Annotated in this window: 22 protein-coding genes and 1 other RNA gene; 13 read left to right on the top strand and 10 right to left on the bottom strand. The window is 48.2% G+C overall.

Translation table 11 applies throughout. From position 1 onward, the window contains the following. Positions 1–107 precede the first annotated feature (107 nt). Positions 108–1,172 (top strand): YHYH protein, encoded by a 1,065-nt coding sequence (locus IXB50_RS01790; protein ID WP_246564037.1) that lies wholly within the window; start codon positions 108–110, stop codon positions 1,170–1,172. Positions 1,173–1,265: 93 nt separating this feature from the next. On the opposite strand, the gene IXB50_RS01785 is transcribed toward IXB50_RS01790, so the two are convergent. Beyond that, positions 1,266–1,550 (bottom strand): hypothetical protein, encoded by a 285-nt coding sequence (locus tag IXB50_RS01785; protein ID WP_215607226.1) that lies wholly within the window; start codon positions 1,548–1,550, stop codon positions 1,266–1,268. A 4-nt stretch (positions 1,551–1,554) separates the two neighbouring features. Beyond that, a complete protein-coding gene (locus IXB50_RS01780; RefSeq protein WP_215607225.1) occupies positions 1,555–1,722 on the bottom strand; it encodes a hypothetical protein in 168 nt (55 codons plus the stop codon). A gap of 155 nt (positions 1,723–1,877) precedes the next feature. Here IXB50_RS01780 and IXB50_RS01775 point away from each other — a divergent pair, with 155 nt between their 5' ends. Together IXB50_RS01775 and IXB50_RS01770 are read left to right on the top strand one after the other, a co-directional pair. Then, positions 1,878–4,235, top strand: coding sequence for an ATP-dependent helicase (locus tag IXB50_RS01775; RefSeq protein WP_215607224.1), 2,358 nt, complete (start codon positions 1,878–1,880; stop codon positions 4,233–4,235). A 71-nt stretch (positions 4,236–4,306) separates the two neighbouring features. Further along, entirely contained in the window at positions 4,307–4,612 is a 306-nt protein-coding gene (locus IXB50_RS01770; protein ID WP_215607223.1) for a thioredoxin family protein, read from the top strand. 374 nt (positions 4,613–4,986) lie between these two features. On the opposite strand, the gene psaK is transcribed toward IXB50_RS01770, so the two are convergent. Then, positions 4,987–5,223 (bottom strand): photosystem I reaction center subunit PsaK, encoded by a 237-nt coding sequence (psaK, locus tag IXB50_RS01765; protein WP_326520701.1) that lies wholly within the window; start codon positions 5,221–5,223, stop codon positions 4,987–4,989. Between the two features lie 277 nt (positions 5,224–5,500). Between psaK and IXB50_RS01760 the strand changes: the two genes are divergently transcribed. From IXB50_RS01760 to thiD, 4 genes are all read left to right on the top strand, one after another. Continuing rightward, positions 5,501–5,941 carry a hypothetical protein gene (locus IXB50_RS01760; protein WP_215607221.1) on the top strand — a complete coding sequence of 147 codons (441 nt, stop codon included), beginning with the start codon at positions 5,501–5,503 and terminating at the stop codon, positions 5,939–5,941. A gap of 222 nt (positions 5,942–6,163) precedes the next feature. Continuing rightward, positions 6,164–7,003, top strand: a complete 840-nt coding sequence (locus IXB50_RS01755; protein ID WP_215607220.1) for a cell division protein FtsQ/DivIB — start codon at positions 6,164–6,166, stop codon at positions 7,001–7,003. A 519-nt stretch (positions 7,004–7,522) separates the two neighbouring features. Continuing rightward, complete coding sequence (ftsZ, locus tag IXB50_RS01750; protein ID WP_215607417.1) at positions 7,523–8,710, top strand: cell division protein FtsZ; 1,188 nt, start codon at positions 7,523–7,525, stop codon at positions 8,708–8,710. Between the two features lie 13 nt (positions 8,711–8,723). Further along, positions 8,724–9,530: a bifunctional hydroxymethylpyrimidine kinase/phosphomethylpyrimidine kinase gene (thiD, locus tag IXB50_RS01745; protein ID WP_215607219.1), complete on the top strand. Its 807-nt coding sequence runs from the start codon at positions 8,724–8,726 to the stop codon at positions 9,528–9,530. A 52-nt stretch (positions 9,531–9,582) separates the two neighbouring features. On the opposite strand, the gene IXB50_RS01740 is transcribed toward thiD, so the two are convergent. The 6 genes from IXB50_RS01740 to IXB50_RS01715 all read right to left on the bottom strand — a co-directional run bounded on the left by IXB50_RS01740 (position 9,583) and on the right by IXB50_RS01715 (position 13,915). Then, the gene (locus IXB50_RS01740; RefSeq protein ID WP_215607218.1) at positions 9,583–10,041 is read right to left on the bottom strand and encodes a hypothetical protein; all 459 of its coding nucleotides are present in this window, start codon (positions 10,039–10,041) and stop codon (positions 9,583–9,585) included. After that, entirely contained in the window at positions 10,042–10,419 is a 378-nt protein-coding gene (locus IXB50_RS01735; RefSeq protein ID WP_215607217.1) for a phasin family protein, read from the bottom strand. A 158-nt stretch (positions 10,420–10,577) separates the two neighbouring features. After that, an RNA gene (ffs, locus tag IXB50_RS01730) (signal recognition particle sRNA small type) lies at positions 10,578–10,674 on the bottom strand. Positions 10,675–10,712: 38 nt separating this feature from the next. Continuing rightward, positions 10,713–11,564: a DUF4388 domain-containing protein gene (locus tag IXB50_RS01725; RefSeq protein ID WP_215607216.1), complete on the bottom strand. Its 852-nt coding sequence runs from the start codon at positions 11,562–11,564 to the stop codon at positions 10,713–10,715. Positions 11,565–11,852: 288 nt separating this feature from the next. Then, on the bottom strand, positions 11,853–12,224 hold the full coding sequence (locus tag IXB50_RS01720) for a roadblock/LC7 domain-containing protein (RefSeq protein ID WP_215607215.1): 372 nt from the start codon (positions 12,222–12,224) through the stop codon (positions 11,853–11,855). 161 nt (positions 12,225–12,385) lie between these two features. Next, entirely contained in the window at positions 12,386–13,915 is a 1,530-nt protein-coding gene (locus IXB50_RS01715; RefSeq protein WP_215607214.1) for a YifB family Mg chelatase-like AAA ATPase, read from the bottom strand. Between the two features lie 170 nt (positions 13,916–14,085). Here IXB50_RS01715 and IXB50_RS01710 point away from each other — a divergent pair, with 170 nt between their 5' ends. From IXB50_RS01710 to IXB50_RS01690, 5 genes are all read left to right on the top strand, one after another. After that, positions 14,086–14,655 (top strand): hypothetical protein, encoded by a 570-nt coding sequence (locus tag IXB50_RS01710; protein WP_215607213.1) that lies wholly within the window; start codon positions 14,086–14,088, stop codon positions 14,653–14,655. Positions 14,656–14,789: 134 nt separating this feature from the next. After that, entirely contained in the window at positions 14,790–15,800 is a 1,011-nt protein-coding gene (locus IXB50_RS01705; RefSeq protein ID WP_246564036.1) for a tyrosine-type recombinase/integrase, read from the top strand. Further along, entirely contained in the window at positions 15,784–16,611 is an 828-nt protein-coding gene (locus tag IXB50_RS01700) for a DUF6262 family protein (protein WP_215607211.1), read from the top strand. The genes IXB50_RS01705 and IXB50_RS01700 overlap by 17 nt, the downstream gene beginning before the upstream one ends. Before the next feature lie 152 nt (positions 16,612–16,763). Then, a complete protein-coding gene (locus IXB50_RS01695) occupies positions 16,764–17,804 on the top strand; it encodes a hypothetical protein (RefSeq protein ID WP_215607210.1) in 1,041 nt (346 codons plus the stop codon). Between the two features lie 15 nt (positions 17,805–17,819). Beyond that, positions 17,820–18,554, top strand: a complete 735-nt coding sequence (locus IXB50_RS01690; RefSeq protein ID WP_215607209.1) for a hypothetical protein — start codon at positions 17,820–17,822, stop codon at positions 18,552–18,554. A 750-nt stretch (positions 18,555–19,304) separates the two neighbouring features. Here the strand turns inward: IXB50_RS01690 and IXB50_RS01685 are convergent. Continuing rightward, positions 19,305–19,856: a hypothetical protein gene (locus IXB50_RS01685; protein ID WP_215607208.1), complete on the bottom strand. Its 552-nt coding sequence runs from the start codon at positions 19,854–19,856 to the stop codon at positions 19,305–19,307. A 311-nt stretch (positions 19,857–20,167) separates the two neighbouring features. On the opposite strand from IXB50_RS01685, the gene IXB50_RS01680 reads away from it, so the two are divergent. Next, positions 20,168–20,347 carry a hypothetical protein gene (locus IXB50_RS01680; RefSeq protein WP_215607207.1) on the top strand — a complete coding sequence of 60 codons (180 nt, stop codon included), beginning with the start codon at positions 20,168–20,170 and terminating at the stop codon, positions 20,345–20,347. Positions 20,348–20,622 lie beyond the last annotated feature (275 nt).

Here is a 20,622-nt window from a genome sequence, read left to right as displayed (position 1 = left end):
TAAGAACCAACGCTGTCAGACCATAGTCTGCATCATCAGAGTATGGTCTTGAATCCTGACGGGAATATTGAAGCCAGTAGACCTCAACAGATCAAGAGAGTGGCTCCATGAAAACAGTAACCTTAGGTTGGCAGTTGGCATGTTCCCTAGCTTTACTAGGATGCATAGCAGATAGCACCCTGGCTCATAACATTAGCCACTCAACGGAGCACGAGCACCCATCACCTACGCTTGGTACCACACTACACCACACCAGCACCATTCCCAACTTCACCCAGGCCCTCCTCCAAACCATGGTCCTGGAGCCCTCCCAACCAGATACCATCCGCCTCAGTCAGACCAACCTAATCAACCAAGTCAGATTCGAAGAACGCGACGGCTATCGCTACATCTACGCCAACGGTATCCCAGACCACACCCCAGGCACCTTCCCCAACCAAGGTAACCCCAATACTATCTCCGCCCAAAATCATCTCTTCCGAGTTACCCTGACACCCCAGCTATCCGGCAACAGCACTCCCATCAGACCTGTTTTTGGCATCGCCCTCAACGGTGTTCCTTTTGAGCCAGGCACTGCTGAATATTGGAACCGCGATCGCAGCTCTGGCTGGAACTATGACGCCCTCTCCGGCAATATCAATCTCGGCCTTGATCAGCACAATGCCCACGTCCAGCCCACTGGCTCCTACCACTATCACGGTCTCCCCATAGGACTCCTCCAGGGCACATCCATGACCCTCGTTGGATACGCCGCTGATGGCTTTCCCATCTATGGTCAATACGGCTATAGGGACGCCAACTCCTCCACTAGTCGCCTCATCAAGTTACAAAGCAGCTATCGACTCAAAACGGGGCAGCGCCCCAACGGTCCTGGCGGTCCCTATGATGGCACCTTTGTCCAAGACTTTGAATACATAGCTGGTCTCGGTGACCTGGACGAATGTAACGGCCGCTTTGGTGTCACTCCTGAACATCCAGACGGGATTTATCACTATTACATTACCGAAATGTTTCCCTTTATTCCTCGCTGTGTCCAAGGAACTCCCGATGAGAGTTTTCAAAGGCAGCTTGCAGGCGGTGGCAACAATGGCAATAGAAGACCACAGGGGAGACCTAATCGTCACCCAGGTGGGCGTCCATCCTTTCCCCCACCGAGACATCGATCATTTTGAAGTCATTAAACTCTAAGGAATCAAAATCAATTAATTTCCAAATTCTGGATGTACAGACGTTCCATGGAACGTCTCTCCAACATCTATTTTTGATTAACTTCGGCGAATCAGGTCTAGACCGCAAATGCCGGCAAAACCTGCGAAAAAATAGGTGGCAAATTGCCCTGGATGAGAATCTATGATCGGTTCTGAGGAGCCGATTAACCGTCCAGAATTATTACTGGCAAAAAAAATCAGCATAAACGCGACAAAACATAGACCAATCCCTTTGCCAATGGCATAGCGTCTATTGTCAGTGTATTGAGTTTTAACCGGCGACTTCTGCATGGGCGACTTCTGCCCCGTGGGCTGGCGAGGTTTTAACTGTTTTCCATTCATTGGTCTACTCCCTAGATGCCATCGTAATCAGCCCCACACCGCCACCCATTAGTATCGCTGCTACGCCAGAAACCTCGCGATTGGGAATCAAACTAATGGCGGTAAATAGTAACCCCATGCCAAACATAACGCTGCCTAAGATAGCAATCATACGTTGGGAAAGATTCATCATGGTCAGCGCCTAAGGGTGTCTAGGCATAATTGTAGAGGGGGAAAGGTCAGCTGTTGCGGAATCTTGGTCTGAATCTGCAACAGTAATATGGATTCAGCGGTATTTACTCTAAAGAGTGCAGTAACCTATGGGCTGGAGGGTTCTGAACTGCATTAATGACCATACCTGATCGCACTGCACAATTGCAGACATTGCGCGATAGTCTGCGCCCTGGCCAACGTCGTCTGGCTGATTGGCGTGGTGGGCCACTGGCGGTATCTGCTGTGCCAGGATCAGGGAAATCTACGGGCATGGCGGCTGGGGCTGCGATCGCAATTGCCAACTTCCAACTCCACGCTCGCAAACAGCTCGTCCTTGTTACCTTTACTCGTTCAGCAGCTGCTAACCTGAAAGTCAAAGTCCGCCAACATCTCAAAGATCTGAAGCTCCCCTACAATAGCTTCCTGGTCCAAACCCTCCATGGACTGGCTCTCAATATCGCCACCCATAATCCTGAAGTCTCTGGCATCAACCTCGATACCACCACCCTCGTCTCCCCAAACCAAGGCAACCGCCTGATCCGTACAGCCGTCGAAGCCTGGATTCATGATCAGCCAGAGCTATATCACCGTCTGGTCGAAGGTCAGAGCTTTGACGGAGAAGAAACTGAGCGGCTACGGCGACAGTCGGTGCTGCGGACCGAAGTCCTCCCGGCCCTGGCTTATACTGCTATCCACGAAGCCAAAAGCTCTGGCCTGCGACCGACAGATCTGAGCGGTATTGGTCAACAGGGTCCACCCAATATTTATCAGCTATTGGAGGTCGCGGCTGGACTCTATGAGCAGTACCGCCTATTGCTCAGCCAGCGAGGGCTGATTGATTACGATGACATGATCTTGGCGGCGCTGAAGGCCTTAGACGATCCAGATATCTGTCGTCGTTGGCAAACCCAGATTTTTGCTGTGTTTGAGGATGAGGCACAGGATTCATCGCCGTTACAGACGCGGTTATTGGAGAAACTGGCTGCATCTCCTCTGTCCCATCCTGATGGTGAGGAGGAGTCACCCCTGATGGCAGCAGGGGTTAGGGGAGAGAATCTTGTGCGTGTTGGCGACCCCAACCAGGCTATCAACTCCACGTTTACCCCTGCCGATCCGGTCTTTTTTAATCAGTTCTGTGATGCCAACCGTCCCCATCATCTGGCCACAATTGCTCAAGCCGGACGCAGCAGCCAGAAAATTATGGATGCGGCCAATTACCTGCTGCAATGGGTCAACCAGCAATTCCCGAGTCAAGAACCTCCGTTTCGTGCCCAGGCCATTTTGCCGGTCCCGCCTAATGATCCACAACCCAATGCGAATCCAGCTCCCTTGGGGCAAGGGGTAGAGCTGATCAAACCCGCTGACATTACGGCTTCTGTAAAACATATTGGTCAGCGGGTAAGAGACCTGATGGATGAATGGAAGCAAGCGCAAGACAACGCTCCATCGGGTGAACGTCTCCAACCACCTACCCTGGCGGTCCTAGTCAGGGAAAACCGTCAGGGTCGATTTCTTAGAGAAATTTTAGAAGCTCCTGACCGGTTGGGGTTTGATTTTGCCGAGACCACTGGGCTGAAAATTTATGATGTGGGCAGTCGCGATCGCAATACCCAAGTGCCTCTGGAAATGCTGCGACTCCTGCAGTTTATTGAACGTCCCCATTCCCCCGACTATCTCAAAAGTGCATTGAGGGTCCTTGTCGATCGCCAGCGCATCCCCACGCAGGACCTCAACCCCCTTGCTACCAATCCCGAACAGTTTCTCTATCCCGGCCCCCTCGATCCACCCCTCACGACTGAATCCGCCCTGAGTGCTCGTCATTACTGCAATAGTCTACTCAGAGCTAGATTCAACCTCCCTCCTTATCACCTGATTCCCTTTCTGGGTACCACCCTCAGCTATAACCAAAGCGAACTAGCCACTGCTGACAAGCTAGCCGCCCGTATCGCCCAGCAGACTTCAGAAGATAGTACCCTCAGCACCATGATCGGCGCACTCCAAGAAATCGTCAGCGCTGAACGCTTTGATGCCATTGAGGCAGAAGATGCCGAAGCCCAGTACACAAGACCAGGGCAGCTCACCATCATCACGATGCATAAAGCTAAAGGGTTGGATTGGGATGTTGTCTTTCTTCCCTTTCTCCACGCCAAACTCATACCTGGCGAATCCTGGATTCCACCGCAAACCGAATTTCTCGGCCCTGCTTCGCTTCCTGACGTCGCTCGTGCCCAAATTCGTGCCTATGTTCACGGCAACACGGTCATCCCTGATATCTCTAATGCCTGGCACCGTGCCAACGACCTCAAAAAAGCTGAAGAATTTCGCCTGCTCTACGTTGCTATGACCCGTGCCAAACGCCTGCTATGGATGAGTGCCGCCAAACAAGCTCCTTTTGCCTGGAGCAATCCCGATAATCTGCAGGAGGGGGAACCTTGTCCAGTCTTGCCAGTGTTGGGTCGGTTTATGCGAGAGCAAGGAGCAGGAAGGTTTTAGAATTAATGAAAAGGTTTGAGTTTTGAATTCTTAAGCACTACCCCCTACGTTTTGTCCCATAGGAATCCGTTATGCCTAAAGCTGTTCTAAAGTTCTCCTCGGAAGACTGCGGTATCTGCCACAAAATGTCCTTTTACGATGCAAAGGTGGCGGATGAACTGGGTCTGACATTTGTGGATATCAAAATGCAGGACACGGTCACCTATCGAAAATATCGCCAGGTGCTACTTTCTCAATACCCTGACAAGGCAGACATGGGTTGGCCCACGTATCTTGTCTGTGAAGAACCAGAAGGGGACTTTAAGGTTTTAGGCGAGGTCAAAGGTGGTCATCCTAAAGGAGAATTTCGCAAACGGCTACAAGCGGTTATTGGCTAACAAGACATATGGAGCTTGTTTGGATTGTAAGCATGACCGCTCTGCCAAAAGTGTTGTACCAAATCCGAATTCCTTAACCCCGATTCAAAATGGACAATTCCGTAGGGGCATCCCCTTGTGGGTGCCCTCGATATCGGGCGCTACTAGTCAGGATTTCGTATTAGATGTTGCCATCATCTCCCAGGTCTAGAGGACATGATATTGAGCCGCCGCCATGCGATGTCAAAATAAAAAAGCTGGAGCCTAAAGCCTCCAGCTTCTAATGACAATGCAAAGTTTTTGAGTGAAATCTTTTTAAGAACACTTAAAAACGAGTTATCTAGCTAGCGGAGCCAGATAACTCAAAAATTGATAGATTGTGGTTTTAGCTGGCGCTAGAGAACACCGATGGAGGCCAAGCCGATGATGGCACCGATTCCGATCACATGACCAAGACTGGTGCACGCTAACATTGCTCCATGTCCCATACCACCGAAAAACTCGGGGGAGGGTAAACTAAGGCCTACATTCTTATGCTTGATGCCGTAGTTGCCGAGCGCGATCGCAAGAATATTACAAATAATCATGACGAGTGCAACCTTAGGGCTCCACTCAACTGTACTAGGGGTCACCGCCAATAAAGAAGGTAAGTAAAACAATTTACCGTCTCCTCTCAGAAATAGTATGGATTTGAAAGCTTGAGATCTGACTTAGCGCAAACGCAAACTAAGTACAAACCTTGTAATCATCTTTCATCAAGCTGTATTCTCAACGACAACCTCGTTGCAAGACTTTACAATTCGATCATAAATACTCAGGAATTACTGAACCTCGGTATGGGTCCTCATTTAGAATCTAGATGGGTTACAGCGCCCACAAATCGATCCCTGTTCAGCAACGGCAATACCTATGGTGCACGGCTTACTTTGGCTCCCTCTACTGATCTTCTTTGTTTGGATTACATGGGCTGGCTGGAATGAGTACCAAAAGGTCGAAACCTATAAGGAGTGGGCCAATCAGTTTGAACGAGCCAAGTACGATATCTACGCAGCTTTAGGGCAATCGGGCCGTACACTCACCTGGGGATTACCGACGCGCCAGGGCGTGATTAATCTAAAAACGGCTCAGCTCGGTAGTATTCGGAGCATTGATCTATTGCTTAAAGGAGACGATACCTTTACCTCAGGCGTTAAAGGTATCGCTAAGAAAAGCGAAGCCGTTATCCAACTCAATTTAGAAGATGGCGATCAGCCACACATTCCATTTACAGATACCGACATGGCAAAACAGTGGCATATTTTTTTGGTGAAAACGCTAGAAAGCGTTGACCCGGCATCAGTAGAAGGTTAGTGAAGTTTTCCGGATCAGCCACGTCCCCGTTGAAGCCTATAGTTTCTGCTACTGCAACGCCCCAGGGCTGAACGTGGACAAAGTTTGAGTTCCCTTTTTTCCAAAGAAGTGTCAGAATACTGCCTCCATCGGGAAGTCTGGATGCTTAAATAGACACTTCCACTTAACTGATACAGAATCCCCCCTGGCACTCTGACACCATTAAACCCGCACCCACTCGCCATGCCAGACATTACCGAGTTCTCCAAAGAAAATCTGACAGCGCGTCGTAAAAATCTTAAGAGTAGGCGTAATAAGCTTTTCTGGCAGCAGCTCTGGCGACAAGGGGCAATGATTGGACTCACCGTGGGCTGTTTGAGCGTGGCGACATCCAGCCGTTGGCAGTTGCAGTCTGCTGAGCAAATCACGATCAGTGGTCATCGTCTCCTGCCTGCTGAGGAGATCCATGAGCTCCTGGCTATCGACTATCCCCAGTCTCTTTTGAGGCTCCATCCGCTGGATTTGGAAAATACCCTGATTGCTAAGGGACCCATTGCCGATGCCATCGTGCGGCGACGACTGTTGCCACCGGGGCTGAATATTCGGATTCAGGAGCGCACACCGGTTGCGATCGCACTACCCAATACCGATATCGCTATCAAATCCTTAGATGATGAGCCCCAAAGCTTTGCTCAAATCGGATTACTGGATGCTAACGGCTACTGGATGCCTTACAACAGCTTTACCAAGCTAGGCTCCCAAGAACCGAAACTACGGGTCCAGGGCATGCGGCCCGCTTATCAAAAAGATTGGCCAGATATCTATCAGGCATTACAAAAAACACCCGTCGCTATCCCCAAAATAGACTGGCGGGATCCTACCAACCTGATCCTGCATACAGAACTGGGCACCGTGCACATCGGTTCCTATGGACAAAACTTCTCTAATCAGCTCGCCGCCCTTGATCGAATGCGAAATTTGAATGCCAAGATGGATATCGAAGAAATCGCCTTCATTGACCTGCGCAATCCCGATAATCCCACTTTAGAAATATTGCAAGCAACAACGACTCCATCTCCCTAAGGAAACACAGATCTAAAGGTCATCCTCAGATCGCTACATGCATTCTGCAGCAGTAATCTGCGCCCTTAGATATTGATACTTAGTTGATGGTGATCAGGGTGCTCTTGGGGGCTGAATACAGATGATGTGTATGCTTATTTTGAACAGGTATTCTTAACCGATCCAATTCTTGAATTAATCGGTAAGTTTTATTGGTTTTTTAAGCAGCTTCCCGTATAGTTGACTAGAATATGCGTCAGCGTGTTTGAAACTAATCTTCAAGTATCTCTGTAGACTCCTCTGGAAGCGTATTTCAAGCTTTCTCTGCATCATTGGACTGCTGGCTCACTCCGTCAGTCATAGAGATTTACCCTGTCGAGATTGTAATTGCTATATAGTTAGTCCTTACCTTTTGCGGCAGTTGCGTGTGTTCTGTGACTGATTGGGTCAATCGCTTGCTGATACCTCGTATACACTCGCCCTATGTCTAAATCACAAAATTCTCACGGAAATTCGGGCTTGGGTCTCAACATGTCTGATATGAATAATAATCATCGTAATGAAACTGCATTAGGCAATGCGGCTATGGGAAATGACATTGTGCCGGGGAGTATGGCGAGGATCAAGGTTGTTGGCGTCGGTGGCGGTGGCTGTAATGCAGTGAACCGCATGATTGATAGTGGAGTAGCCGGTATTGAGTTTTGGGCACTCAACACGGATGCCCAGGCCCTGACCAAGGTCAATGACTCCCATCCGCTACAGCTGGGTCAAAAGCTAACCCGTGGATTGGGTGCCGGTGGTAATCCTGCCATTGGTCAAAAGGCTGCAGAAGAATCACGGGATGAAATTTCCACGGCTATAGAAGGGGCCGATCTCGTTTTTATTACGGCTGGTATGGGTGGTGGTACCGGCACTGGCGCTGCCCCCGTCGTCGCTGAAGCTGCCAAAGAAGCTGGTGCACTCACTATTGGTGTTGTCACTCGTCCTTTTACCTTTGAGGGCCGTCGTCGTACATCCCAGGCTGAAGAAGGGATCATGGCCTTGCAGGAATGTGTCGATACGCTGATTATCATTCCTAACGACAAACTGTTGTCGGTGATTTCAGAGCAAACTCCGGTGCAAGAGGCGTTTCGCTTTGCCGATGATATTTTGCGCCAAGGGGTCCAAGGTATTTCAGACATCATTACTATTTCTGGTTTAGTCAACGTTGACTTTGCGGATGTGCGGGCCGTGATGGCTGACGCTGGCTCTGCTCTGATGGGGATTGGTGTTGGTTCTGGTAAGTCCCGTGCCCGTGAGGCGGCCATTGCTGCCATCTCCTCTCCATTGCTAGAGACCTCGATTGACGGTGCTTCAGGAGCAGTTCTTAATATCACAGGTGGCAATGATTTGACCTTGCATGAGGTGAATGCGGCTGCAGAGATTATTTACGAAGCGGTTGATCCCAACGCCAACATTATCTTTGGTGCTGTGATTGACGAGCGGATGCAGGGAGAGGTCCGGATTACGGTCATTGCGACCGGATTTAATGCAATGTCTGAATTTGGCGGTAGTAGTGCTGCAGCGACAGCCCCATCACGGATTGCGCCGCTAAAACGTCCATCATCGATTGGTTCCACTCCATCTGATCTGCCGCCACCACCACCGCCGTCGCCGACTAATCGACCCAGCGTTTCTCCTGATCTGGATATTCCAGATTTCCTGCAGCGGCGACGTCAATCACGGTAGGGATTGGCTTCTTATGGTTCATAATCCACCAGTGGCTTTGACCATTGCTGGTTCTGATAGTGGTGGCGGTGCGGGTATCCAGGCCGATTTGCGGACGTTTTCATTCCATGCGGTACATGGGACCAGTGCGCTCACCTGTATCACTGCACAAAATACCCAGGGGGTCTCTCGGGTGGATGCCCTGGCTCCTGAATCGGTGATTGCTCAAATTGAGGCCGTGGTCAGCGATATTGGCATTCAGGCTCTAAAAACGGGCATGTTGCTTAATCAGTCGATCATTGAGGCAGTGGCGGGTTATTTGCAGGGTCTAGAATCCGTGGATTGTGTGATTGATCCCGTTATGGTGTCGCGGACAGGTGCGCAGTTGATTGCTGACGATGCGATCGCAGCACTTCGTCAGCACCTCATCCCCCTAGCCACTGTCCTCACTCCCAACCGCTACGAAGCTCAAATCCTGAGTGGCCAGTCCATTAGTACCCTAGACGACATGAAAGCTGCTGCCCAGACTATCCAGGGTCTGGGGGCTAATGCAGTGATGATTAAAGGAGGTGGGTTTGATGGCGAACTCCGAGGCGTTGACGTCTGGTATGACGGCACCACACTCACTCAGCTCACCACTCGTTGCATTGATACCACAGATACCCACGGGACTGGATGTACGCTTTCTGCTGCGATCGCTGCCAATCTGTCCCTGGGGCATAGTCCCCTGGACGCTGCGAAGCACGCTAAGGACTATGTGACCAAAGCACTTAGCTATTCACTCCGCATCGGTAACGGTCAAGGCCCCGTCGGCCATTTTTACCCACTACTTGAAAAATAAATATTGTGTGGGGACGTTCCATGGAACGTCCCCACACAATATTTGTTCAAAACTAATCCTCAGGTTTGGGCCAAACGCTATCCCAGTCTGGGCATGAGTCATACTCCTCAGGGCCGGTGGGATGTAAGGCACACACTAACATCTCACCCCCATAGCTCTCACCATGGTAATAAGAACAGCCAGCACATTTCGGATGGTTCTGTAGCCAGGGGGTCAGGGTCTGATGCACCGGAGCCATGGTTTGCTCACACCACGTCACCACCGAACCCACCCATGGGTCTACCTGAGCTTCTAAATCGTCTAATGCCTGGGCAAAGGGTGGGGAAATATTCTCTACGACCTGTTCCGCTAGTTCATCAGCAATCTCATCCGCTACATCCAAAACGGGGCTAATGGCTTCTACCGCCTGCTCCGCGAGCCCATCGAGAATCTGCTCAGTCTGCTCTAGGGTGTCATGAACCGCCGTTTGCAGCTCTTCCTGGAGTTGCTTGAACCAGTCATCCATATCCATCTATTCGCCCTCTTCATCCTTCAATCGCTGTAGCTCAGCCTGAAGGTCTTCAATCTCCTTGCGCAGGGCGTCAGTTGCAGCCCGATCGTCAGGCTCGGTATCTTCAATAATTTCTATTTTGCGGGGAGCCGTGTCAGTCGGCTGGGTAGATGAATCCGTCGGAGTCGCACTAGCACTCTGAGCACGATCTACCATATCATTCACTATCTTTTGAGCTTCATCGGCGGTAATTTCACCACGCTCTACCAACTCATCCACTAGCTTTTGGGCCTGCTGCCGCAAATCGCTAAATCCATCACCCGCTTTTTCAGAGGCATAGGAAGCTAAGCCCACACCTAGATAAAATGCTTTTTGCACTAACTGGCCAAAGTCTGCCACAGTCTATGCTCCTCTAACGATATCGGGTGAATGTTCACCCCATTGGGCGAACATTCACCTCATACTTTCCGTTTTAGCAGTGGAATACGACAGTGTGTAGCGGGTCTGACTGTCGGATAGCCGTACCTGATCGAGTGGAAAATCCTGTCAAAAACAGAGGAGACCCGGAGACTACGCCTATCGCAAGCATCCCGTATTGCTGCTACCTTCCGGTCCTGACAAGATTTGGGCGTTGTGATCGCATAGATCCGAGTCAGTCCTTAGCATAACATCGTTTACCCCTGACATGTCGATCATGATGATTTAGGTACCTGACGCAAAAAGCTAATTAAATTACGAAAAAAGCTAGGACTCAGCTTTTCGGCCTCAGTGGCATCAGCTGAAAACAGGGATTCTGGCAGATCTACAGGGGGTTCCGATAACATTCTGGGAACCTCCTCCGCCAGACCCACAAAGATTAGACGAAACGCAATCCGCTGCACCTCTTCGATGGGTAAACTCAGATGTCTCGCAATCTGACTCAGGGTAATTTTTTCGTCCATCAGTCGCCAGACACTCCACTCTGACTGGTTAATCCGGATATGGGGTTGACCCCGAATCAAACTTACCAAGGCTGATTTGGGATGGGGGAATTTATCTTTAAAAGCGTCCCAATCCTTCAAAATCCTCAATCCTGGCAAAATTACTTCGGTAGCAACCACACTCAAACCGGTCATTTCCACTTTGGGTATGGGAGCTTCAGGATCAAAGACAAAGTAGCCGTCAGGAACTTGAAACAAGTCACAAATCTGGCGAATGACCTGAGATGCAAACAAAATCTGTAGTTGTTTTGTAGTCAGTACGCCTTGGGTCCGTAGAAACCGGCCTAAGGGTTCATCGGGCGGACAACGCCGAATTAAACGCTCAATCATGGCCACGTTTAAATAGCGTCGCTTGCCAATTAGGGCAGCTAGACCACGGCTATCTAATCGATTGGTCACGGTGACAATACGTCCACGGTGAAGCCAGATGAAATAATATTTGGGCTGCATTTGAGCAGGAGATGCTAGCCCCTGAATGGAAAGGAGTCCCGTCTTTTTACCATCCTGCAAAAGTTGAAAAACTTCTGGCAGTGAAAAATCTGATAGATAACCATTGACGGACATGCTGCACGATAGCGACGATACGGCATAACGTTGCGCTATTTTAACAGCATAAACCACGTCCAAGTTGAAACCTGTAGTTTCTCCCACGGCAAAACGTCAGTTCTGGACGTGGACAAGGTTTATCTCACCCTGAATTGTTCAGGGAACAGGCGTTAGATTTGACCGTTGATTTTGTTGTTTATGAGGGGCAATGCGCCTAGCGTCTCATATCGAAGGGCACCCACAAGGGGATACCCCTACAGAATTATCCATTTTGAATTGGGGTTGAGGAATTCGGCTTTGGTATGACTAGCTCAACAGTAGTTGAACCTCAGCCACAATCCGTCTGACTTCCAGGTTCAAAATCCCTTTTTTGACCATGCGAGTTGCCAACACTAAGAAAATGGCTTCTTCACTACAGCTGCTTAACAGGCAATAGCCATCGTCCCCATCAATCGCAATCTGGCTAATACCCCCTCGCATCAGTTCGCTACCAATGCGTTCACCCAAAGAAAGCAAGGCTGCAGACATGGCTGATACTCGCTCTTCATCCATATGGCTGGGTAACACCGTTACCAATGGCAACCCATCCGGCGTAACCAAGGCAGCACCTTCAATTTCACTTGTACCGCTGACAAAGCTATGCAAGGCTGATTGAATTTTTGCCGTATCAATGGCCATATATTCCCCTAAACTCCCAATCTGATTACGAGATTTTATTATTCTAAATGTCCTGTATAAAAGACATTTGAGGTCAGCCACATCAGAATAACTTGCTTGGTCGTGATTTAGTAGAACTTGTCGATGAAGGGTATCAACAAGTTCCATCGCATTATCATTATTTATTGCATGCGGTCAATCGTACGATACTGGATTGCCTCGGCAATGTGGGCCGTTTGTAAGTTGTCCACAGCAGCTAGATCAGCAATGGTACGCGCGACCTTGAGAATACGGTCAGTTGCCCGAGCTGATAATCCTAATTTTCTCACCGCTGTTTCTATTAAGGTGCGCGAGGCCTCATCCAGCTGACACCATTGGCGCAAATGGCGACTTTCTAAGTCTGCATTGCATTGTAGTTTGGGCTCATTAACAAACCTGGCTTGGGCTCGCTGACGTGCCAGCTCTACCCGCTGTCGTACTGGCTCCGAAGGTTCTCCAGGATTATGGGCCGTAATCTCTTCTGGCTTTAGTCGACTGACGACAACTTGCAGGTCAATTCGATCCATCAGCGGTCCCGACAACTTTGCCCAATATTGTTCACGACTGCGGGGTGTGCAGGTACAGGGTTGAACAGTATCGCCAAAGAATCCGCAGGGACAGGGATTTGTACTGGCTACCAGGGTAAACTGCGCGGGAAATTCGACCGATTGTCTTGTCCTCGCAATACTGACATAGCCATCTTCTAGAGGTTGTCGTAAAAACTCTAAGACTTTACGATTGAATTCTGTTAATTCATCTAAAAAGAGAATGCCACGATGGGCTAAAGAGATTTCTCCTGGCTTGGGAAATGTGCCTCCACCCACGAGTGACGGCCCTGATGCCGAATGATGGGGACTACGAAAGGGGCGTTCTGTTACTAATGAGCCTTTCTCTTTTAGGAGGCCTGCCACCGAGTGGATTTGGGTCACCTCCAGGGCTTCTTGAAAGTTGAGGGGGGGCAAAATGGTGGAGAGTCGTCGGGCCAGCATCGTTTTGCCACTGCCTGGTGGCCCCACGAAAATAAGGTTATGGCCGCCTGCGGCTGCTATTTCGAGTGCCCGTCGAGCTTGGGCTTGTCCTTTGACGTCGCGTAAGTCGACTGCGTGAGGCTGGGCCTGGGCTAAGGCTTCACAGCCGTTAATGGTGAGGGGGGTGCGATCGCTCGGGTTATTCAAAAACTCCACTACATCGGCAATGGTCTTAAACCCATAGACTTCCAGGTCAGGGACAACCGCTGCTTCTTGAGCATTATCCTCGGGCACAATCAGGCCATTAATGCCTAGCTGAGGTGCGGCCGCTGCCATGGCCATGACGCCCGCCACAGGCCGCAGGGTGCCGTCTAGAGATAATTCACCCAATAGTAGATAACGATCTAAATTTTCCTGGCTAACCAGATCTGCTGCTGCCAAGATGCCAATGGCAATGGGTAAGTCGTAAATCGGGCCTTCTTTGCGTACATCTGCCGGTGTCAGGTTGACCACCACCTTACGCATAGGAAACGGAAATCCGGCATTTTTCAGCGCTGCTTTCACCCGCTCCCGTGATTCTTGTACAGCGGTATCGGGCAAACCTACCACGACAACACCGGGCAAACCACCCGACAGGTCCACCTCCACACCGACTTTTAGAGCATCAATGCCAACTAACGATGCACTCCAGATTCTTGCCAGCATTGTGGACTCCTACATATTTATGTAGAGTTCCCCAAAAGCTAAGATAAGAGTACATACGATCTATAAAATATGTTTCAGTACTTTAAAGATTGAGCGTGAGGCTGATGTTTTCTGACAAGGGAACCAGTAGAGGATAAAAATGGACGCGCAAGATGGAAGGTAGCTAAATCATGAGTGAATCAGCCAAAGCCACCCGCTCCTCGATCCAGATAGGGAAACTAACCGTAGATGGGTTTATGCTGCCAGACGGTACCTATCGCATGAGCCAGACCCAAGCAGCCGAAATCATCGGTAAGCCTGAAATTAACGCCCGACGCTTTTTAGGTGCAAAGGGGTCTAAAGCCCTGCTAGGTAAGGATTATACGCCCGACACTATTGAAGCTGAGGGCATCCAAGGGAAGCGGGGTAGTACGCGGTTTAATGCCTTGCCATTAGAAGTGGTATCAGCCTACTGGGTTTATGAATGCAGCAAGGGCAATAAACAGGCCTTATCTTTGGTCATTGCCCTAACCAATGAAACTCTTGCTAGACGATTTGATTCTGCCTTTTGTGTCCAGCGTACTGAAGAAGACTATAACCAGCTTCTAAAAGATCAGAACGCGGCCCTACAGTCTACTTTGGAATCCTTAGGTGATGCTTATGCAGAGCCTGACCTACTCCGTGAGGAAAACGAGCGGCTACGGCAACAGCTTAGGGATGCTGGGATTGAGCCTTGGCAGTTGTCTGGTGGGGATGAGTAATAACTGCGATCCATAAATAACCGACGATGCACTCTAGATTTTTGCCAGCATGGTGGCCTCCTACATTTAGGTGTAGAGTGCCCAGCACTACTTTGCATAAGAACCACCTAATAAGCATTCATGAAGGCGGTGCGTTGAAAAACGCACCCTACGCTTACTTCCCTAAAAAGCCTAAAAGCATTCCCTGCTATATTCCTGAAGAGGTAATGCGTCAGCTCAATGAGCATATCGACGAGCTAGCCGAGCCCATTATGCGAATGATTTTGGTACTTCAAGAATGTGGGATGCGGATCTCTGAGCTTCTGACATTGAAGCTTGATTGCTTGCTGCAGGATAAAGCGGGTGACTGGTTCCTTCGCTACTACCAGTACAAGATGCGCAAAGAAATTACCATTCCTATCTCACGGGAGGTTGTACGCATCATTCAGGAGCAGCAACGCTTTATTCGAGAAAACCTGCCAGAAAGCTTTGAGTTCCTTTTCTGTGCCAATGGAGGAGCCAAACGACCGAGGTTTAAGCCAGTGCCCCGAACGATGTCCTACAAGACCATCCCGGCCTATCTGAACCGTCTGGCCCAGGAGCACAACATCACCAACGAGAACGGCAAACTATGGCGGTTTCAGACTCATCAGTTTAGACACACGGTCGGTACCCGAATGATTAACAACGGTGTACCTCAGCACATCGTGCAACGGTACCTAGGTCATGAGTCAGCTGATATGACCACGGTCTACGCCCATATCCATGATGCAACGATGAAAAAAGAGGTTGCAGCCTTCCACGGCAGAGTCGTGAACGTTGCAGGTCAGGTCGTTGAAGCGAATGATATCGAGGCTGATGATGTTGATCTGCAATGGTTTAAAAAGAACCTGCAAGCCCAGGCATTGCCTAACGGCTCTTGCGCCTTGCCTACCATCTCAAAGGGATGTCCACACGCTAATGCCTGCCTGACTTGCACCCATTTTCGGACGACGGCTGAGTATCTGGATATCCACCGGGAAGAGCTACAGCAGACGAAAAGGATCTTGGAGAAGGCTCAAGCCAACGGGTGGACTCGTCAAATCGAGATGAATGAACGGGTCGAAGCAAATTTAATTGCAATGATTGATAGCTTGGAGGCACGGCAAGATGAAAGTAAAGCGTAATGCTGATGGGCTAAGACGTAATGCCGAAAAGAAGCGTCAGGAAACCTTTGAGAAGGTCGATAAAGCTATTCGAAAGTTAGTCAAAGAGAAGAAAGCAATTACCTTCAATGCAGTTGCTGAGGCGGCATCTGTTAGCAAAGCTTGGCTATATAAGGAGCCTGATGTCAAGGAGCGCATTAGCCAATTGCGCGACCAAAGCAGCGTTAAAGGCAAAACGCCAAGGGCTGTATCGGCTAGCGAGGCTTCTTTGCGGAAACTGACAGTGACGCTCAAGGCTCGCATAAAGCGATTGGAGGCTGAAAATATTGATTTACGTAGGCAAAACGAGGTGTTTGGTAGCTACGTACTAAAAAACCGAGAACTAAGCTCCAAGATCTTGGAGCTTGAACGTTATACCCAGAAGCTCAAGACTAACACTCATTTAGGTGAAGAAAATTTGGACACTTCTAATGAACTGAAAGCCTTAGGTGTCAAGCTCAACTCTACCCTTATCAAGCTGATAGCTTCTACACCCAGTGGAATCTTAGAAACTGCTACACAGGCACTGAAACAAGCCCAAAAAACCGGAGCAATACATAACCCTGGAGGGTTTCTATATAAAGCGATTACCGATTGCTGGCGGCCCAATGAAGCTATTAAAGGCAATCAAGACATGGGTGAATTTAATCAATGGTGGAGTTGGGCTTACAGTGAGGGGATTGCAATTGCTTCGCAGCAAACTGAGCAAGGTCTCATGATATTAGACACGAAAGAAGAATGGATCTCGTTCAGTGAAATCATAAAAAGACATCCGCTGCCAACTAAACACTAGATGTAGAGTTATTTTGACTCCATTCCCTAGTTGCGTTTTCTAGATGTAGCGCTACCAATTTTAGATCTTGCAGATCTAGGAATAGATCGTGTAAAATTTTAAACGTCAAAAAACGCTCAAGTTTCTGAGGCTCAGAGCGTTTTTCGACGGTATTGACCACGCCAGATGGCGAGGAGGTTTTAATGTGGCCTGATAATGCCAGTATATGCATTTTAAACGACGCTCTTGAAAAACGTCAAGCCTTTGATTCTAGGGAATCTCAGGTACTAAAGCTGGAGCGGATCTTAGCTATGAACGATGCAGATCGTAGCGAGTCAATTCTCGCTCAATTAGGAATACCAAAGCGCTACGATGCACATGCATTAGAAGTGGCGCTTTATGTTCAACGCTCTCCTAAAAGAGTAGGGCGCAAAGCTGTACAAATAGCCACTAGTCTAACTTTGTCTGTAGTCACAAGACGATTAAAGTGGCTCGTTGCAGATGGCTATCTCGATTACGAAGAAAAACCTCTTCCTAATCCTAAAATGCCTGCATCTCGTCTTTATTCTTCGACAGGTCGATTAACTGAAGAGGATCTGCAACTTTGCTTGCAAGAGCTTCAAGCCCAAGAGGCATTACCTATTAAGCCTCTTGGAGGGCTAACAGAAGTCACACCCCCTGCTTCGCCTCTTGAAGCGAAGAAAAAACACGAAGGACGTGTTTCTGTCCGCTCTGCTATTTCAAAACTACGACCATACGCCCTTCAAGACTATGTACAGCTTCTATTGATCTTTGTGGCGCATGGTGAATTATCCATGCGCCAGGCTGCTGAATTGTCTGGCGATGCTCCTCAAACGCAACATGGTCGATTCACTAAGCTCACTAGCTTTGGCCTATTGAAGCGTGAGCGCAAGAGAAGTGAAGACGGAATTCTTGAATTCCATTATTCATTAGTGCCAGGTGTATCAAGTGACGAAATTGTTGAATTAGCCCGTGAGCACAACATTTCAACCAATCAGTCAAACGAATCCTCTACTCCAGAAACGGTAATGACTTCAGATTCAAAAGCTAATCAGCTACCCGAAAAGCAACGTCAATCCGCTACTGAGATGTTAGTGGCTCGATTGCCGGAATTTGACCCTAGCTGGCCTCAGGAGGTCAAGCAAAGCTGGTTTGAGTCTTACCAAAAATTGATTGAAATGTCTCAGAAATGAAAGGAGGAACCTGAAATGTCGAAATCACAGTCACTAACGACCATTATTCCTGAGCTTGGCAATGCAGCTATTCGTCGTACACCTGAAGGCCATTGTAGTGTCTATGACTTAATTACTGTAGTCGGAGGTCAAAAAGACCCATATAACGTTTGGAAACGTCTTTGCAAAGAGTATTCCGAGGTTCTGACAAAATGTCAGGACTTCAAATTTTCCGGTCGTGGCCAACGAGAAACACCTGTCACTGATAAGGAAGGTTGGGCTTTCATTCTCGGATTACTGCCTGGTGTAATGGGCAAAAAGTACCGTGAAGGTGCTGCGAACTTAGTTCTCCGGTACCTTGATGGCGACGTCAAACTAGCTGCTGAAATTGCAGATAGAAATGATAGTCAGGAGGATCTGGAATGGCTTGAGGCCAGAGTTAGAGGTAAGTTGACGCGCAAACGCTTTACGGGTGTATTGAAAGCTCGAAATGTACGGGGGCGTGGTTACGCTATTTGCACGAACAAAACCTACCTAGGCTTGTTTGGAGGCACAGCCAAACAGCTAAAAGCTAACAAGGGCTTGCGCAAAAACGATAACCTACGTGACCATCTTGCAATTGGTGAGCTTAACCAAACTGCTTTTACGGAGGATCTGAGTGGTAAACGTATCAACAAAGTTGAAGCCGATGGCAACAATGGATGTGCATCTGAGTGTCTTTTCGTAGCTCAAAAGGTCGCTGATTTTTCCAGAAACATTCTGAACGCTTAGCCCTCTAGAAAGCTCAAAGCGCAGGCACATCGCACCTGCGCTTTATTCGTTAGGGGCGCGTGTGGTCACCAGCCGGATCTCCTAAATCGTGATGCTGCAGGGTCCGAATCCCTGGCGCTCCATGCTGCCTTCAAGTTTAGCTTAAGCTTTCGTTTCTGATTAGCTGGCTTAAAGGCATACAGGCTTGTCGTTTAGCAAAGGAGGAAATTGATCAAGATGCTGCTTGCAAGGTCGAGCAGGCAGTCCTGAAATAGTCACTTAATAGGAGGAACATATGCGCATTTCATATGTTCGACGGTGCAAAACGTACCGATATAAAGTGCGTACGGGTAGAAGCAGCTGGAAATGGATCACCAAAACCGTCTGCTTCAAGGTTCCCGTATGCCGTTAAACCTCTAACCTAGTCGGTTAGATTAGCCCTCTTAGCTGGCACTGAGAGGGCTGCCTTTTGGAATATAGCTAAAATGTTGGTACCTTGCTAGGGCATTTGCAGTTGGGATTCCTACCCTCGACTACGGGGTCCAATCCCCCGGCGGTCCACCTCTATATTAATAGAATAAACTTTCTTTCTATCACCTACCGGCCCCCCCCGGATCTCCGTCTACAGGAAGGCCAGCTTCTAGTTTTATCTGAAACTTCTTATCAATTATCTGTAGATCTAATGAAGTGGAATACGCTAATAGTATGGTTAAAACGCCTAGACATATCACCATTGGCACTATCAGGCCTGCTTTTCTAGACATGACTTTATTAAAATGTTATCCAGGTTGCAACAATAACTAATACAAAAAAACCAATTATATTTGGAATTATAATCCCATTTATTAACTTAAGTTTTCCATCCTCGCACCACCCATTTCCTCGAATAAAAGTAGACACAAAAAATATTAACAGTAACACCACTAAAAACATTGCCCAGGACACGCCGAATTTATTAGCAATAAGTTCGTTTTGCTGAGTAGATAATTTTTCTAAAGAAGTAATCTTACTTTGCAAGTCTAAGTTAACTTGCCCTTCTTCAGCGCTCACCTCCTTTAAGGTTGATAACACTCCAAATGTAGGATCACTTACCATTTGGGTTACTAAATCAACCATGCCTATTATAAATATAAATATAGCTGAAACACACAAATCAAAGCAGATAAACCAATCATCTAAATCAATTTTGAATTTTACATTTGGTTTGCTATTGGCTTTAAAGAAAATCGTTATTCCAACGGTAATTAGTGGAACAACAATACTTTTAAACCACCAAGCCAACAAAATGACATAAAAGATTGAATAAGGCTCTCTTTGCTTCATTTCATTGCAGCATTAAGGTAGTATTTCTGTTAATTCCATTGCTGTTGCACCTTTATATTTACATACGGTTGAGTTAGTTGGAGGATGCACCTCACCCACGCCCCTAAAGCCCCTTCGCTAACTGACTTATCGGCACCTCACACTCAGGGCACTGGCCAGTAGAAGCGGATGCCAGTCGAGTAGAGCTAGTTGCTGCTCTGGGGCGAGGACGCCCGAGGCACTGCAAAATAGGATTGGTACATTTAGCGGTATACCCGTCAATGTAATTGCTAAATATTCTGGAATCATCTAACCACTGCACAGATGACTCCATGAAAAGCATTCTTCTGACCGTAATACTTTCCACCACTGCCATCACGTTGGCCGCGATTTCCCTGGATTACGCCGGAGCCATTGACATGCGTTTCGGTGGTGAGGGGCTTCAGATCAAGATTGAGTCAGGTGAAAAACGCTTGCCCCAGACAGGTGATGTTTCTGACGGCACTTTGTAGATATGTCTATACAGAACAAATATTGCTAAAGAAAGGATACAGAAAGATAGCTTATGTAGCTAAAATCACATAAGTAAGCCTTAGATATGGATTTAATGTTTTTTAAAAAAAGTAATCATAGGGTAAAGAAAAATTCTAAAAAAGCTATTTCGTAATAAAATATTAGGTAGATTACGGTTGACAAAAATGGGGAGTTATGATCTTCTATGGGTATGTGGCTCTTGTACATACGGTCAACATATTTCGCTTATGCTACATTTCTGTACTTTTAAGTG

It is taken from the genome of Leptothoe spongobia TAU-MAC 1115 (genome assembly GCF_018739885.1).
Taxonomy (GTDB): domain Bacteria; phylum Cyanobacteriota; class Cyanobacteriia; order Phormidesmidales; family Phormidesmidaceae; genus Leptothoe; species Leptothoe spongobia.
This window is presented reverse-complemented; position numbering and strand designations above follow the sequence as displayed.